The organism is Candidatus Cardinium hertigii, from assembly GCF_050864855.1.
GTDB classification, from domain to species: domain Bacteria; phylum Bacteroidota; class Bacteroidia; order Cytophagales; family Amoebophilaceae; genus Cardinium; species Cardinium hertigii_C.
Genome location: NZ_JBOZWW010000049.1, coordinates 21,070 through 36,059, shown reverse-complemented (window position 1 = coordinate 36,059; position 14,990 = coordinate 21,070). Strand labels below are relative to the sequence as shown.

Annotated in this window: 13 protein-coding genes, 1 tRNA gene and 2 pseudogenes; 9 read left to right on the top strand and 7 right to left on the bottom strand. The window is 36.5% G+C overall.

Annotated features, from left to right (window positions below):
* From ACRRVB_RS02415 to ACRRVB_RS02405, 3 genes and pseudogenes are all read left to right on the top strand, one after another.
* Positions 1–189: pseudogene (locus ACRRVB_RS02415) on the top strand (IS5-like element ISCca5 family transposase); the annotation flags it as partial.
* Positions 190–549, top strand: coding sequence for an ankyrin repeat domain-containing protein (locus ACRRVB_RS02410; protein ID WP_432466392.1), 360 nt, complete (start codon positions 190–192; stop codon positions 547–549).
* Between the two features lie 179 nt (positions 550–728).
* Positions 729–965, top strand: a pseudogene (locus ACRRVB_RS02405) (DDE-type integrase/transposase/recombinase); the annotation flags it as partial.
* Here the strand turns inward: ACRRVB_RS02405 and ACRRVB_RS02400 are convergent.
* A complete protein-coding gene (locus tag ACRRVB_RS02400) occupies positions 921–1,436 on the bottom strand; it encodes an Rpn family recombination-promoting nuclease/putative transposase (protein ID WP_432466391.1) in 516 nt (171 codons plus the stop codon). The pseudogene ACRRVB_RS02405 and the gene ACRRVB_RS02400 overlap by 45 nt on opposite strands.
* A gap of 463 nt (positions 1,437–1,899) precedes the next feature.
* Between ACRRVB_RS02400 and rpmH the strand changes: the two genes are divergently transcribed.
* From rpmH to rdgB, 5 genes are all read left to right on the top strand, one after another.
* Positions 1,900–2,058: a 50S ribosomal protein L34 gene (rpmH, locus tag ACRRVB_RS02395; protein WP_432466389.1), complete on the top strand. Its 159-nt coding sequence runs from the start codon at positions 1,900–1,902 to the stop codon at positions 2,056–2,058.
* 24 nt (positions 2,059–2,082) lie between these two features.
* Entirely contained in the window at positions 2,083–2,490 is a 408-nt protein-coding gene (gene rnpA / locus ACRRVB_RS02390; protein ID WP_432466388.1) for a ribonuclease P protein component, read from the top strand.
* Between the two features lie 149 nt (positions 2,491–2,639).
* Positions 2,640–5,996 carry an HD domain-containing protein gene (locus tag ACRRVB_RS02385; RefSeq protein ID WP_432466387.1) on the top strand — a complete coding sequence of 1,119 codons (3,357 nt, stop codon included), beginning with the start codon at positions 2,640–2,642 and terminating at the stop codon, positions 5,994–5,996.
* A gap of 103 nt (positions 5,997–6,099) precedes the next feature.
* Positions 6,100–6,846: a 3-oxoacyl-[acyl-carrier-protein] reductase gene (gene fabG, locus ACRRVB_RS02380; protein ID WP_432466386.1), complete on the top strand. Its 747-nt coding sequence runs from the start codon at positions 6,100–6,102 to the stop codon at positions 6,844–6,846.
* 188 nt (positions 6,847–7,034) lie between these two features.
* Entirely contained in the window at positions 7,035–7,628 is a 594-nt protein-coding gene (rdgB, locus tag ACRRVB_RS02375) for an RdgB/HAM1 family non-canonical purine NTP pyrophosphatase (protein ID WP_432466384.1), read from the top strand.
* Between the two features lie 13 nt (positions 7,629–7,641).
* On the opposite strand, the gene fabD is transcribed toward rdgB, so the two are convergent.
* The 3 genes from fabD to dprA form a co-directional block, all read right to left on the bottom strand.
* Positions 7,642–8,538, bottom strand: a complete 897-nt coding sequence (gene fabD, locus ACRRVB_RS02370; protein ID WP_432466383.1) for an ACP S-malonyltransferase — start codon at positions 8,536–8,538, stop codon at positions 7,642–7,644.
* A gap of 77 nt (positions 8,539–8,615) precedes the next feature.
* Positions 8,616–9,422 carry an oxygen-dependent tRNA uridine(34) hydroxylase TrhO gene (gene trhO, locus ACRRVB_RS02365; RefSeq protein ID WP_432466382.1) on the bottom strand — a complete coding sequence of 269 codons (807 nt, stop codon included), beginning with the start codon at positions 9,420–9,422 and terminating at the stop codon, positions 8,616–8,618.
* 69 nt (positions 9,423–9,491) lie between these two features.
* Positions 9,492–10,622 (bottom strand): DNA-processing protein DprA, encoded by a 1,131-nt coding sequence (gene dprA, locus ACRRVB_RS02360; RefSeq protein ID WP_432466381.1) that lies wholly within the window; start codon positions 10,620–10,622, stop codon positions 9,492–9,494.
* A gap of 212 nt (positions 10,623–10,834) precedes the next feature.
* Here dprA and ACRRVB_RS02355 point away from each other — a divergent pair, with 212 nt between their 5' ends.
* A complete protein-coding gene (locus ACRRVB_RS02355) occupies positions 10,835–12,328 on the top strand; it encodes a sodium:solute symporter family protein (RefSeq protein WP_432466379.1) in 1,494 nt (497 codons plus the stop codon).
* Positions 12,329–12,351: 23 nt separating this feature from the next.
* Here ACRRVB_RS02355 and ACRRVB_RS02350 read toward each other — a convergent pair whose 3' ends face one another.
* From ACRRVB_RS02350 to ACRRVB_RS02340, 3 genes are all read right to left on the bottom strand, one after another.
* Positions 12,352–13,911 (bottom strand): ankyrin repeat domain-containing protein, encoded by a 1,560-nt coding sequence (locus ACRRVB_RS02350; RefSeq protein WP_432466378.1) that lies wholly within the window; start codon positions 13,909–13,911, stop codon positions 12,352–12,354.
* A 66-nt stretch (positions 13,912–13,977) separates the two neighbouring features.
* Positions 13,978–14,688 (bottom strand): hypothetical protein, encoded by a 711-nt coding sequence (locus ACRRVB_RS02345; protein ID WP_432466377.1) that lies wholly within the window; start codon positions 14,686–14,688, stop codon positions 13,978–13,980.
* Between the two features lie 86 nt (positions 14,689–14,774).
* Positions 14,775–14,847 (bottom strand) — tRNA-Thr (locus ACRRVB_RS02340).
* Positions 14,848–14,990: the final 143 nt, after the last annotated feature.

The following is a 14,990-nucleotide window of genomic DNA, read 5'->3' as shown; positions in this document are numbered from 1 at the left end:
TTTATGTGCTATTGCTCATAACCTACGACTGATTACAAGAAAATTATTCTTAATACCCTCACAGTCAAATAAATTAAAACCTATATAATTAAAATTCTTAATCCAAAACCAGTTATACCTATATCTTGGGTAAGAAAAATAGAGCGCCTGATAAACCATATATATTATAAAGAAATATCCATTCAATAAATTTATTCAAAAATAATATTTCAGGGCCGACTAATTAATGAATCAGATGTTGAGATTAATTTAAAATATAAAGAAGATGGTTCTACGCCACTCTATTTAGCAGCCTTTCACGGTCATATAGAAATAGTTAAATTATTACTAGAAACTCCAAGAATTCAAGTTAACTTACAAAATAAAAGTGGTTGTACGCCACTACATGCGGCAGCACTATTCAATCATGTAGAAGTAATTAAGATTTTACTATCAGATCCACGTACTGACGTCAACGCAAAATCTAATCTTGGCAAAACAGCTCTTGATATAGCTCAACAATTTGGGCATGATTTATCTGTTCATATTATAAAACATATAGTAGACTGAAAAAATAGGACAGAAAAAAACTAGCTTTGTTTCTCAGTGGTATTTTTTCATTAATTTAAAATGAATAGATCAAATGGGAAGAAATAAGATTAGAAAGTTTAGTTCATCAGAAAAGAGTAAAATAGTGTTAGCTTTACTTTAAAGAAGAATTGAGGTTGTCTCAATTATCTTCAAAGTATGGTGGACTTATGTATTTTTCAGCTGTAATAGATTGGCATAGCAAAACGATACTTAGCTATAGATTGTCCAATGTTATGGATTCAAGTTTGGTCACAGATACTTTAGAAGATGCACTGAGTAAATATCCTGCTCCCGAGTTCTTTAATAATGATCAAGGTAGTCAGTATACTAGTCATAATCACACAAATTTATTAAAGAATCATCGCATTAAAATCTCCATGAATGGAAAAGGAAAAATCTTTTAAATCTCTTGCATATGTTTTAGAGTCTAAAATAACATGATTAGATACATAATCTATTTTTTCAGGAAAAACAATATAATTCGTAATAGCTATAAAGATGACTCTTTTTAGATCTTGGTATCTAGCACCTACTTCTTGACCTGAATTGAGTTGCCTGGAATAGGCTTTAGAGGCATAGTACTGTGCTCTTTTTTCAAAGCCTTCTTGAGGAGCTACCTGTATTTCTACAATGATTTGCTTCCCATACTGGTCGGTGCATAACACATCTACTATACTTTCTTTTTTACAAGCAATATCTGGATCTTGAATAGTAGATAAGAATCTAACCTCTTTTACCTTATCTGATTCTTTTAGATCCAGCACATCATTGATAAAGTGAATAAGAATATCTTTATGTTTTTCACTACCAAATATTTTACGAAAAGCTACATCGTTCTTGGGATTTAGAAATTTTGAAGTCACCATAAGGATATAGTAGAGCTAGTAATAATAAAATTCAATATAATAACTTTTTAGGTTCTGATGAACCTATATGATAGAATCAGAATCCTGATTATAGCAAGATGGTGTTATTCCAACTTTTTGATGAATCAAAAAATAGAGCATAACATCTTATTGCAGATGAGCCTATTTTTTAAATAAATGGATACAATTATTTGGATTCCATCAGAGATTTACCTACTTTGCTAAAGCAAAATCAGTGGCTATCGTAAGCGGGGAAAACTCAATAGCTGCACAGCCATTTAATTAAGCGTAGTAGCATATATACCATAAACAAATGGATTAAATTGGGTTATCGCTACCTAAGCTAAAACTTAATCCATAAATAATGGATATGGATTGATACATAAAAGAACATACAAAATAACCATATAAAAAGTAAAAGTTTTATTTATCCTAAAGCTATATTATAAGATTTTAACCGGCTATGAAAAGAACATTTCAACCATCACTTAGAAAACGAAGCAACAAACATGGTTTTAGGGAGCGGATGTCGACAGCGAATGGTCGCGCTGTATTGGCCAGAAGGCGTTCCAAAGGACGAGCCAAGTTAACGGTTTCTGATGAACTTAGGCACAAGCGTTAATATATCCCTCTTTTGCTATTGGCCATGGGAAAAAATAAATTCCCCAAGTGCAATAGATTAACGAACCGAAGCGACATACGTATGCTTTTTCAGGAAGGTAGCATTCTCAAGCTGCATCCCTGTAGTGTGTTTTACCTACAAAAAAAGAAAGAGCTATTTTTATATCATAAGGTTCTATTTACCGTCTCTAAACGAAACATCCGCTCTTCGGTGCAACGTAATAATATAAAACGGTTGCTTCGGGAAGCTTATCGGATCAATAAATCGATATTGGATGATGTTGTAGACACCACTGGTGCTAAATTTGTCTTTTTAATAGGATATGTGTATACTGGAAGCAAGGAAAAGATCCACTACCCTATTTTAAATAGGGCAGTTATTAAATCGTTGCAACATTTTAGATTTTTGCTAAATAGAGAGCTACCTGAATAGAGTGATCCAACAGTGGGTGTTAACGACTTGGTATAGCTTTAATAATCAATTTACGAGTCCTATTATTTGTTGTCTAAAGTTTTATAGACGATTGTGGCGTTAAATCCTTAAAAGCATATTTTTTCAGCACAATAATAAAAAGACTCTACATGCATTTAAATAGTCTTATTTTTCTTCTTTTTTTATTGGTTAATCTATTTGTTGGCATCCGGTCCATTAGACGTCCCCGTATCCAACATACGCAATCTACTACAGCCAATATTATTGGGGCCATCTTGGCCATAACCTATGGAGGAGAAGTGCTCTGTAATTCGCTTAATATAGATGACTTATTACGGTTAACAGGTAATACCATTAGTTATTTTATAATAGGAAACTTGCTCGCAAATCGTCTATATCTTTTTTTAAGCAATGGTTCAGTAGCAGAAACAATGGGCAAATGCTATGGCCATCTTATTCGAAAAATTGTAGCCATATGTGGCATATTACATAGCACAGGAGTAGCAGCGATACAATTCAAACTACTCTCGATGGCTATATGCTGGTTTTTTTCTATTCAAGCAGATTATAGCTTGATTATAGCTGCTCTCTTGATAACGTTTAGCGTTGGATCCAATAACATACAATCCCTAACATTGGTACGTATAGTACGTTGTACTACCTTTGGTATATTATTACCCATAATGGCTTGGACGGTATGGAAATGTATGGTAAGCCAGCATCATGGCAATCAAACGCATCTTGCTTTAGTCATTAAACGCTCCTGGAATAGCTTAATAGACCTTCATACTAATCCACTAGACTATATTGCTTATTTTACTGTTTTTGCTATACCCGCTTTCTATCCTGCTCAGGTAGATCGTATTGTACTTTCTAAAAATGCCACCCAAATCAAACGTTCCTTTAATGGAGCTGGTTTTTTTTCGTTAAGCATAAACTTACTCTTACTATGGGTTGCATTATTGCTACAGAAAGATACTTGTAACTTGATGCTACCAACTATTTCTTGCAGTACCTTTGCTACCTATATGGAATTAAAACCATTATTTATGCTCGGGGTTGCAGCTTTAACCATCTCTACAGCAGGTGCAAACTTACATGCAGCTACTGGTTTAATGGCTAATGATTTACCCAATTTATTTAAATGGGTCAAACAACCAGTTCTGTATCAGGCTATAGTAGGGATAATGGCTACACTGCTTTCACTATACACTAAAGATCAAATAATATGGGTGGCTATTATGCTGTTTAAAACAGTTATAAGTGTACCATTACTGCTCTCTTTAACTGGGATGTTTTTTCATCCAGATGCGGTCTTAATAGGTATGCTAACAGGTGGTTTAACCACTATAGCATGGTACTGTTTTGAATCTAACTTAGACATGCATGGTGTACTCTCAGCCATTGGCATGAATCTACTGAGCAGTATTGCTATTCAAATGGTAAAACGCAAACAGCTGCCGAACTCCTATCACAATAGATTGGCCCAAACAATAGTATCCAACACACCACCATTATGGAAGCAATGCTCTAAATATGTTTTGAAACATGTTAAGCAATTTAACCTTTGGGACTACCTTCAAAAACAATTGCCAAAAGATCCTTTGCCTTATATACTTTTTAGTTTTTATATTTTGTTGACAGGTTATGGCTCTTTTTATACTTTTTCCAGTAATCCAGAATGGTACACTGTATTAGAATCCCTTGTTCTTATACCAAGCCTCGTGGTGGCTACATTTTTCTTAGTCTATCTGTCCATTACTCCTCAATCATACATCCATAAAATTGCATCAGTAATATGGCCATTGAGCCATATTTATTTTTTTTTCTTAGTAGGAACTGGTATGGCTATACTTAGTAAATTTGCACATTTACATAATATCATTTTTATGATTAATCTAGCCTTAGCTATCTTTATAACTCCATCGATTGTGGTATGGTTTGGATATATGATAAGTGCGATGACAACCTGGATCATGTTCCACTATATGAGTAGTAATACATTCATAGCTTGCTTCTTAGACCTCAATATAAGTATTGCATATGGAATATTGATCCTCTTCCTTTTAGTTGGTGGCTTTCTGTACCATAATAAGGGTGTAGATAAACTTTTATCCATCATACAAGCATTAACTTGTGAAAAAGAGGAGCAAAATGCAAAACAATTTTTTAATACACAACAAATAGAAGCACTTGCTTATGAAAGCAATTGTATTATATCGCAATTAAATAATAAACTCACTCGATTGGAAAAACCGGAAGATCGCTTTCTTGCTTATTCAGAACAAACTACTATGTTAAAAAAGTACCGCAACCGTGTTTTTAACCATTTGAAACATAATCTCTATTTAACTACCAATTGGATTAGCATTGATCAACTATTGGCCGAATGTTTCGATGCTATAAAAATGAACAATATATATAATGCGCCATATGTAATGATAGATACCAAACACCTCTATATACAATGTTCCATAGAAAGTATAAAAAAATTGATCATCAATAGTTTATACTCATGTAGTGCATATAATGCCCTACATGAAGACCAAAAAAAGGACATATATATCTATATAGATGATACAAAATTAGGTTATCGGTTAACACTTTTAGAGGGTAAATTACAAAAAGTAAATGCGATTAGCTTGATCATCACAACTGCTACACGCTTGCCTATCATACGGCCTTTATACAAGGTAACAGAAATGGCAGATATTCAAATATTAGATGGCAATGAAGAAAAAAATGATTCAGAAAATCAACATATTGTCCATGCACATTATGGCTACTATGAACGTTTCAATTCTGAGTCAGCTATTAGCCATTTATACGTAATACCTGTAAACGTAAAGGAAATTACTAAGGCATTTGCTACGCTTTCACCTGTGGTGCATACAAAAAAGATGGTGTTAGATCCAATAAGCATGCAAGAAGAAGCAGATTTTTTAGAAAAAGTTAAGCAAAAAAGAGAACTGGACATTGATACAGTTATGGATGCGCTGCAATTGATTAAAGTGTATTATACAACGCAAAGAAGAAAAACAGGTGAGTTATCTTATTTGCATCCTATGGCAGTGGCTTCCATCTTACTAAATATAACAGATGATGCGCATGTTATTATTGCTGGCTTAGTACATGATGTAGTACAAAATACGCCTCTTACAGAAGCAGGCTTAACCACACTATTTGGCAATTCTATTACACAGATTGTACGGGCTGCAACCCATTTAGAAAAAGAACTACCAAGCCAAAAAGATAATTATACTACCTACATTGAAGCTATAATACGCAATAAAAATCATGATGCTATACTGGTCAGGCTAGCAGATGTGTTGCATAACGCAAGAACGATTGCTGGCCACACGGTTGAAAAACAGATAGAAAAGGCAAGATTAATCGAAAAATTTTACCTTCCATTGGCCATACAAATGCAGCTAGTGAATATAAGCCACGAATTGCAGCTACATATTCAAAATATATTAAATATAGCCATGGTAAAAAAACACTAATAACTTAATTTTAATCTCTAACCGTACAATCGATTAAAGATGGTAGTTTGCATACTTTTGTATTATTTACTTCATTAAAGGTTATTCAGCATCACTTTTTATTATGCATCTAAAAGAGAAAAGAATATTTATTACAGGTGCCACACGAGGAATCGGAAAAGCGATTGCACTTAAATTGGCAGAAGCAGGCGGCCATATTGCTTTTACCTATTGTGAATCTGACTTAGAAGCGGTACAAGCTACAGAAGCAACACTACGTGCTTTTGGCGTTAAAGTGCAGTCTATGCATGTAGACGCTTCTGACTTTAAGGCTACTCATAAAGTAATAGAAGATACAATAGAGGCGTTTGGCGGATTAGATGTATTGATTAATAATGCAGGCATTACTAGAGATAACTTGCTATTGCGTATGCCAGAAGCGGATTGGGACACAGTATTAAACATAAATTTAAAATCTGTCTTTAACACTGTGAAAGCATCTATCAAAACTTTTCTTAAGCAGCGCAGTGGTTCTATTATCAATATAGCTTCTATTGTAGGCATTAGTGGACACGCTGGACAAACAAACTATGCAGCTTCTAAAGCTGGTATGATTGGTTTTACTAAGTCAATTGCCTTAGAACTAGGTAGTAGAAACATACGTGCCAATGTTATTGCACCAGGCTTTATAGCTACGGCTATGACAGACCAAATGGATCCATCGACTCAACAAGCTTGGATCCAAAATATTCCGCTTAAACGGGTAGGCCTCCCGGAAGATGTAGCAAATTGTGCACTTTTTTTAGCTTCTGATGCATCAAACTATATTACGGGACAAGTCATCCAGGTAGATGGCGGTTTGCTTACATAGCACAGAAAGCATTTATTTTGTATATGTAGTATACTAACTTATTTATTTGTATATTAAAAAGATTTCCCTTGGCAAAATCACTGTTGTCGTTTGCTAAACCATTCCTAAACAAGCAGCACTAAAGGATCGCTTATTCGCTCCTAAACTGGTAAATAGCTATTTCTGATTTAAAAGATTAAGAAAATTTTATGAAAAAACTAGTATTGGCTACAGGCAATCCCGGTAAGGTTGCTGAATTATCCGAACTGTTGAAAGGATTCAAATTTGATATTATTGCTCAAACTGATCTAGGTATACGTTCAATTGAAGAAACTGGGCTAACTTTTATAGAAAATGCTATTTTAAAAGCACGCCATGCCGCAAAAGCAACTGGGTTACCTGCTATTGCTGAGGACTCAGGTATTTCTGTTGATGCATTAAAAGGTGCTCCAGGTATCTATTCAGCACGGTATGGTGGTCCCTATGCTGCTGATGAAGATAATATGAAAAAATTATTAGCAGAAATGAAAGATATACCCGATCATGAACGTCAAGCCCAATTTGATTGTCTATTGGTTTATTTACGCCACCCTGAAGATCCCACACCTCTGGTATGTCATGGTATATGGAAGGGTTTGATAAGGCGTGAACCTAAAGGTAATAACGGTTTTGGATATGATCCTATTTTTTATGATCCGCAGCTAGACCTTACAGCAGCTGAATTGACAAAAGCAAAGAAAAATATTGTATCACACCGTGGCCAGGCTTTAAGGATACTACTAGAATCTTTAGGGAATGGCTAAATCCACTACACTACTAGGTTTCCAAATAGCTTAGCTGCAGGGATCCAATGGATAAGTCAGGAATTATTTTTCGCATTAACCCTTGTAAAACAGTTCCTGGACCACATTCAATGCATTGGCTAATACCATCTTGCACCATATGGTGCATGGTTTTTGTCCAATAAATAGGGGCAACCAATTGTTTCAGTAAGTTTTCTTTGATGATTTGGGGATCGGTAACAGGCAAGCCGGTAACATTTTGATAAATAGGACAAATCCCTTTAGAAAAAGCAATAGAGGAGAGTGCAGTAGCAAAATTTTCTTGTGCAGGCGCCATAAGTGGGGAATGGAACCCTCCTTCTACTTGTAAGGGTATTACCTTTCGCGCACCTGCTTGTATTAAAGCTTCTATGGCCAAGGAAACCCCTGCTTGGCTTCCTGAAATAACCAATTGTCCTGGGCAATTGTAATTAGCTGGAACAACGATTTCTTCTGTAATACTTGCGCAAATTGCTTCAACCACTTCCTCGCTTAGACCCAATACAGCAGCCATTGTACCGGGACAAAGCTGGCAAGCCTTTTGCATCGCTTTAGAACGGACCGCTACTAAATAAAGGGCCTCTTCAAATGCAATGACCTCACTGGCCACCAGAGCCGCTATTTCGCCTAAAGAATGGCCTGCCACGGCTGCTGGATGAAAGGCATCACTTAGAAAAGCAGTTGCAACAGCATGTAAAAAAATAGCAGGCTGTGCAACAGTAGTTGCCTTTAAAGCTTCTAAAGTGCCTTCTAGCATAAGTTGTGTCAAATCCATACCTAAGATCCGATCAGCTGTTGCAAACATTTGACGTGCCCGTTTGCTATGTTGATAGAGCACTTTGCCCATTCCTATATATTGACTCCCTTGACCAGGAAATAGATAGCCTTTCATTTGTATATATGTAACTTTAAAGTACTGCTTAAAAGGTTTATCCTAAAAAGATACATTTCTTTATGCATAGCCCTATGTTATTTACTTTTTAAACAAAATTTACACCGTACGCCAGGTTGGTAATCTACATCTAGATCTGCTGGGGTTAAAGGCATACGACAACCATAGCAAAGTAGACAACTTCCTTTTTTTAACCCATGGCGTAACGATATGCGCTCGTCAAAAACAAAACATTCGCCTTTCCATTTGGATTGATCTGCTTGGGTATGGGCCAAATATTGTAGAATGCCACCACTGAGTTGATACACTTCTTTGAACCCATGGGCCAACATATAAGCAGATGCCTTTTCACATCTGATGCCTCCTGTACAAAACATCGCAATAGGTTGCTCCTTATAGGCCATTAAATTTTCGTCAACAAAAGTAGGAAATTGACTAAAATAGGTGGTATGGGGGTTTAAGGCACCAGAAAAACTTCCCAATCGATATTCGTAATCGTTGCGCACGTCAATAACAAGGGCTGTCTGTTCTAAAGTCTGATTCCAGTCTTTGGCTAAGACATGGCGGCCACGTAGTGCCATAAATGGGCCTTCTGATTGGTGCATAGTGATAATTTCTTTTTTAATCCTAATCTTTAAGCGGCGAAATGGTCTAGTACTGGCTTCAGAATATTGATACCACAAGTCACTAAATGATGGCATAGCCGTTAGACGAGCCAAGGCCTGATCCAACGGACCAGGTAAACCAGCAATGGTACCATTGATCCCTTCTGGGGCAATCAACAATGTCCCTGTTAGCGCTTTGCATATCGATTGAAGCTGCTGCTGTAGTGCAATTAGGTCACTTAGGGGTATAAATTTATATAAAGTTGCTACTTTAAACATATATTGAATGAAGTTGATCTATGCAGGCTATTTTAGCCACCTCAAATTTAGCTAAATTCTTTACATAAATCATACTTTACGGTTGTGGCTATAGATAGGAGCTATTGTAAAACGCTTACCTGGTAAGGCACATAATAATCCTTGTAATTCTAAGGACAATAATGCGGCTTGTAAGGTCCCAGGTGGCAAGTCCGTAGCATGGGTTAAAGCATCAATGGTGATGGGTTGGCTGGCTTCCTGAACTTGTACAAAAACAGTTTGTTCTGATTCGGTAAGCGGATGGTTAAGATAAGCATCTGGTTGAGATGGCTTGTCTACTTCCCAGTTCATAATATAGACCAAGTCATCGATATGGGTCAAAAGATGTGCTTGATTGCGTTTAATCAATCGATGGCATCCTGCAGCAGTAGCTGAATAGATACTACCTGGCAAAGCAAAGACTTCTCGATGGTAATTATTGGCATAGTAGGCAGTAATTAATGCACCGCTTTTTTCTTTAGCTTCAATCACTATGGTTACATCTGCCAAACCAGCTAAAATTCTATTGCGGGCTACAAAAGTATAGGGGCCTAGTCCACTTCCTATGGGATACTCCGTGAGTAAGCCTCCACTACCCCCAGACATCTCCAAGGCTATTTTCTTGTGTGCAGTAGGATAAATTTGATCCAAACTTGTAGGCAAAACGGCTACAGTAGTCAGACCCATCTCTAACGCTTGCTTATGGACCCATATATCTGCTCCATAGGCTAAACCACTGACTACAAGGGGCTGATAGGGAAGAAGTTCTTCTAAAAATTTAGTAATAGCAGCTTGCCCATAGGATGTCAATTGTCTGGTACCAACAATGGTGACTACGCGTTGTTGATTCAAAAGGGCTTGCCCTTTGTAATACAACATAGCAGGACGATCTGGTAAGTCTAACAATCTTTTCGGATAGGTATCCTCTTCTATGGTTAGCAGTTGAATGGCTTGTGATGCATGCAACTGTAGGATTTTTTCTGCTTGAGTCAAGCTACTGCTTGAGGTGATCGATTGAGCTAGTGTATAGGGCAGCAAAGTGTTGCCTTTATGTGCAGCTGCAAAGACTGCTTGGGCGCTACCGAAATAGGCCAATAATTTTTTCAACCGAGCCGCGCCTATACCTGGTACCAAAGAAAGTGCCAATCGGTAGTGTTTTTCTGCTGAAGTAAGGGAGGCCATGGTGTTGTATAATCCTAATGTGCAAACGCTAATTTAAACTTTTTTCATCAAAAACTGCCGTAATACTTACCTTATATCCCTCTATAACTTACCTAACGCACAAGGTAGTATCTAAACTTTATACAGCAAAGGTATCAAACCACTTGTATGTGTCGTAAAAATTCCCTAAATAAAGTCTATTCCATACATCTTATCCTTATATAAAGTCATATATGCTATCATTTAACACACCCCTCCTAATAGTAGGGTTCTTTTTAGTATTGACTTTGGTAGTAGGGCTAGCTAATAAACCAGCCACTACATTTCGCGAATATGCTGTGGGCAACAAACGGTTTCCTACAGCTATGCTAGTAGCTTCAATATTGGGCACTAGTTTTGGGGGAGGAACAGTAATCCATAATGTACGAATGATCTATGACCATGGCCTTTTGGATATCATCAAACTGATCTTATGTTCCAGCTGGATTTGGTTGACATACAGTGTACTAACGCTACGTATGACCCCATTTATGCAGCACCTTTCCATTGCAGAAACGATAGGTAAAGTATATGGAAAATATCCAAGAGCTATTACTGCGCTATCTTGTATTTGCTTGTATACTGCTATTATTGTAGGACAAATCTTAGCAATATCTATAGGGATCAACATGTTTGTTGATTCAGTTAACCCACATATCATTACTGCGATTACAACCTTAATGATCATTACTTATGCTACTTATGGGGGTATTCGTTCCATTACTACTACCAATGTATTACAGTTCATAAGCTTTATGATTATTATTTTACTCCTTGCAAAGCTTATGTACATAAAAACAAATAAATCAATTCCAGACATTGTATCGTTTTTACAGAATGAAGAGAAGTTTCAATTGAACAGCTTATATATTTCTAAAAAAAAATATTTATTTTTTGTTTTTTTAGGCTATTTATTGCTTTTAGACTCCTTATCCATTCATAGAATATATATGTGTTCTAGTCCCATTCAAGCCAAAAAAGTCTTTTTATACACTAGTTTTTCTTACCTCTTTATCCTATTTATTGTAAGCCTTATTGGTCTATTTGTTTTTATAGCTAATCCAACGCTACCACTAAGGGAAGTTTGGCCATATGTGACGGCTAATATTTCACCTGTTTTTAAAGGATGGATTACCATTAGCATATTAGGCATGGCAATGTCGACAGCTGATTCTTGCTTGCATGCTTGCAGCATCATGTTTAGCCATGACATTATGGAATGTATAACGAACGTAAACAATCATACCTTTTATACCCATCAAATCCGGATAGCAAAACTAACTATAATAGTTATAGGCCTATTGGCTATGATAATATATTTGTACAACCAAAATACAAATACGTATATATATATATGGAGTGGACTAATTTATGTATCTATAGTAATTGCTCCGTTTATTTTGGCTATTTTAGGTTTCCGGGGCACTTCCCGTACCGCGTTGATAGGAATGAGTACAGGTATATTAGTTATGTTATCTTGGAATAAATGGATTAGGCCTCTAGCAGGTACATTGCCTACGTTTGCTCCCATACTGGCCAATGGATTCGCCATGATAATTTCTCACTATCTGCTAAAACAACCAGCCGATGCAGGATGGATTAGGCCAAATGATCAACAAAAGAGAATGCGACACCTGATAGACCTGTTTAAAAAACATAAAAAAATAAGGCTAAACAACCCGTACTAGTATCTTACAAAACGCAATAATCTTTATTTTTTAGCTTTTTTCTTTTCATTTTTTTGTTTAATTTTTTCTGCCTTGGCTTTCGCTTTTTGCTCTTTTTGCCACTTTTCTAATAAGCGCGTAACACGATTGCCACTATAGCATATTTTTTCCTCACCATTTTTAACTACAAAACTCATCTCTTTAGCAAATTGGATGGGCGTATATCCTTCTGTTCGCTCACGTATATCTAGACGCGCGCCATGGGCCAATAAATCATGCGCAATGGCTACATTATCAAAGGCGGCAGCATAATGTAAAGGGGTACAACCAAATGCATCTTTTTGATTGACAAAAGCAGGATGATGGGCCAATAAAAACTGCGCAATCGCGGTCTGCCCTTTCACAATAGCCAAGTGTAAAAGAGTCGTTTGGGTATTGATCACCTTTACAGTACGACTAAATAATTTATCTGATACAGAGCGCTTGAAATATAAAGGATTAGTGGGTAACTGTTCAACATTTGCTTTATGTTCAAGTAATAATTTTATGAGTTCTAGCTTCCCTTGTAGAACAGCATTTCCTAGTAGCGTAAACTGATGATCCATTGCATTGACATCTGCACCTTGCGCTATTAAAAGGGATGCAATGGCTAATTGATGGGTCGTATTTGGATGATTGACTACACAGTTTAATGGCTGCTGGCCCAGCCTATTGAGAATAAATGGGTTGGCACCTTTTTCTAATAATAAAGCTATATTGTCTGGGCCAGCAACGCTTGCGGCATAATGTAAAGGCGTATTGCCCTCTTCGTCTTGTTGATTCTGTTTACCAGCAGGGGCTAGATTCAAATAACGTTTTAAATAATCTGGTTCGTGGCAAGCAGCCGCATGTAGTACAGTAAAGCCTACTGCTTCTGGATAGAAAAGAGGAACGCCTTGTGCCAGCATTTTATCTACTAGTACTTCTCTTTTATGCCAAACCGCCTCTGCAATAGGATAATTACCTTGTGCCCCTTTTTCATCTAGTTTAACACCCTGCTCAATCAAATAAGCAGCTATATTTGGGGAAGAAGCAATCGCTAGTTCTAAGGGTGTTCGATAGCTATATTGCTCGTTATATTTTACGATCCCTTTTTTTTCTTTATTGGCCCCTTTTTTAACCAATTGTACGACCAGATCATATTGGTTATTTTGAATCGCTAATAGTAAGGGTGTTCGACTATTTTTGTCCTGACTATCAAGTGCTACAGGACATTTCAATAGTAGCTCCAAAATCGCTTTATCAGCTGCCATGACAGCGGCATGTAAGGGGGTATCTTTTTCTTTGTCTGGATGGTTTACATCTGCTCCCTTTGCTATAAGCAAACGGACCATTGCTATATCTTCATTTAAAATGGCTTGATTTAAAGGAGTGTTTTTCTTTTTACACTGCTTGAAATACTTAGGTGGAATCTGTTTACCTTCCAATGCAGCGGGATTCCTTTCATGAATGGCCTGCCAAAATTCTTTGGCGGACACTACTGGCAGACTAGATGGGTTTGCCTTGACTGAAGGAATTATGCTCAACCCCAATATTATACTACTTAAAAATAATTTTAAAGACATATGATATATATATTATGTATGAGGATCCCCTCATCCTAGTTAAATTAATTTTTACAGCTCTACGACCTATAGAAATCGATAGCCTATGCCTAACGAAAGAGCATGTAGCCGATTACGAGATGAGGTATTGTCCAAGGAAGAACGATACGGAACTATAGCATCGGTATCATGCATAGAGAGCCAATCAAAATAATACCTACAGTCTAGTTGTAATCCAGATATAGACTCTAAACCAATACCCAGAATACAGTACATAAATGCATTATCAAACGGTTTACCATTTTCTGTATTTTCTACGTGAGCTAGCATACTTTTTGATGTTACGGTAGAGAATCTCAAACCTATCTGGCCATTCCAGCTACGATTATCTGCGAATCTTCCACACGGATAAAAATAAGTTAGGCAGGAAATATGACCACCGTAACAATGGAGCCCGATCGATTTTTTTATTTTATTTATACCTTTTTCTCCTGTAAAAGAAGTATAGGCATACCTAGGCCCTAATTCGAATCTTAATCCTATATGATTCCAGATTCTTTTTTCGGTATATAGTGCACCTTCAAGGTCAAAATCACAAAAAAATTTCTCAACATTGTTATAGCCATGCGATACAGCATATCGCTTCACTCCAGATAAGTTTAGTCCACTTATAGCTCCCCTAACACCGAAAAAAACCCTATCATATGTATAAGCTATTGCTTGGCTACATGGAGCCAAAAAACCCATTAAAAAAAATACTGCTCGAATATACAACCACTTACATATGGATATAGACATGACAAAAAATCGTCTATGGAAATTAAGATTCAATAGGTAGCCAGAGTTATAGCGTTATGACGTCATAACATATATAGCAAAATAAGTGCCCCCTGCCGGAATCGAACCAGCAACCTACTGATTACAAATCAGTTGCTCTACCAGTTGAGCTAAGGAGGCAGCAAAAAATTGGGCAGTTAATAATAAATATATTAAAATATATTTATCTATTTTAGGAACATGAGCATCTTACAAAAAATGACTTTCTGTAAAAAATTCCGATATAGAAAAAAGGTTTACAGCTGGCCTACAGAAGCCTATTT

Bases quoted from the DNA above. Each gene is read 5' to 3' on its own strand.
- ACRRVB_RS02350 (WP_432466378.1), bottom strand. From the start codon at position 13,911: ATGTCTTTAAAATTATTTTTAAGTAGTATAATATTGGGGTTGAGCATA.
- ACRRVB_RS02345 (WP_432466377.1), bottom strand. From the start codon at position 14,688: ATGTCTATATCCATATGTAAGTGGTTGTATATTCGAGCAGTATTTTTT.
- ACRRVB_RS02355 (WP_432466379.1), top strand. From the start codon at position 10,835: ATGCTATCATTTAACACACCCCTCCTAATAGTAGGGTTCTTTTTAGTA.
- dprA (WP_432466381.1), bottom strand. From the start codon at position 10,622: ATGGCCTCCCTTACTTCAGCAGAAAAACACTACCGATTGGCACTTTCT.
- ACRRVB_RS02400 (WP_432466391.1), bottom strand. From the start codon at position 1,436: ATGGTGACTTCAAAATTTCTAAATCCCAAGAACGATGTAGCTTTTCGT.
- fabD (WP_432466383.1), bottom strand. From the start codon at position 8,538: ATGAAAGGCTATCTATTTCCTGGTCAAGGGAGTCAATATATAGGAATG.
- rdgB (WP_432466384.1), top strand. From the start codon at position 7,035: ATGAAAAAACTAGTATTGGCTACAGGCAATCCCGGTAAGGTTGCTGAA.
- rpmH (WP_432466389.1), top strand. From the start codon at position 1,900: ATGAAAAGAACATTTCAACCATCACTTAGAAAACGAAGCAACAAACAT.
- rnpA (WP_432466388.1), top strand. From the start codon at position 2,083: ATGGGAAAAAATAAATTCCCCAAGTGCAATAGATTAACGAACCGAAGC.
- fabG (WP_432466386.1), top strand. From the start codon at position 6,100: ATGCATCTAAAAGAGAAAAGAATATTTATTACAGGTGCCACACGAGGA.
- trhO (WP_432466382.1), bottom strand. From the start codon at position 9,422: ATGTTTAAAGTAGCAACTTTATATAAATTTATACCCCTAAGTGACCTA.
- ACRRVB_RS02385 (WP_432466387.1), top strand. From the start codon at position 2,640: ATGCATTTAAATAGTCTTATTTTTCTTCTTTTTTTATTGGTTAATCTA.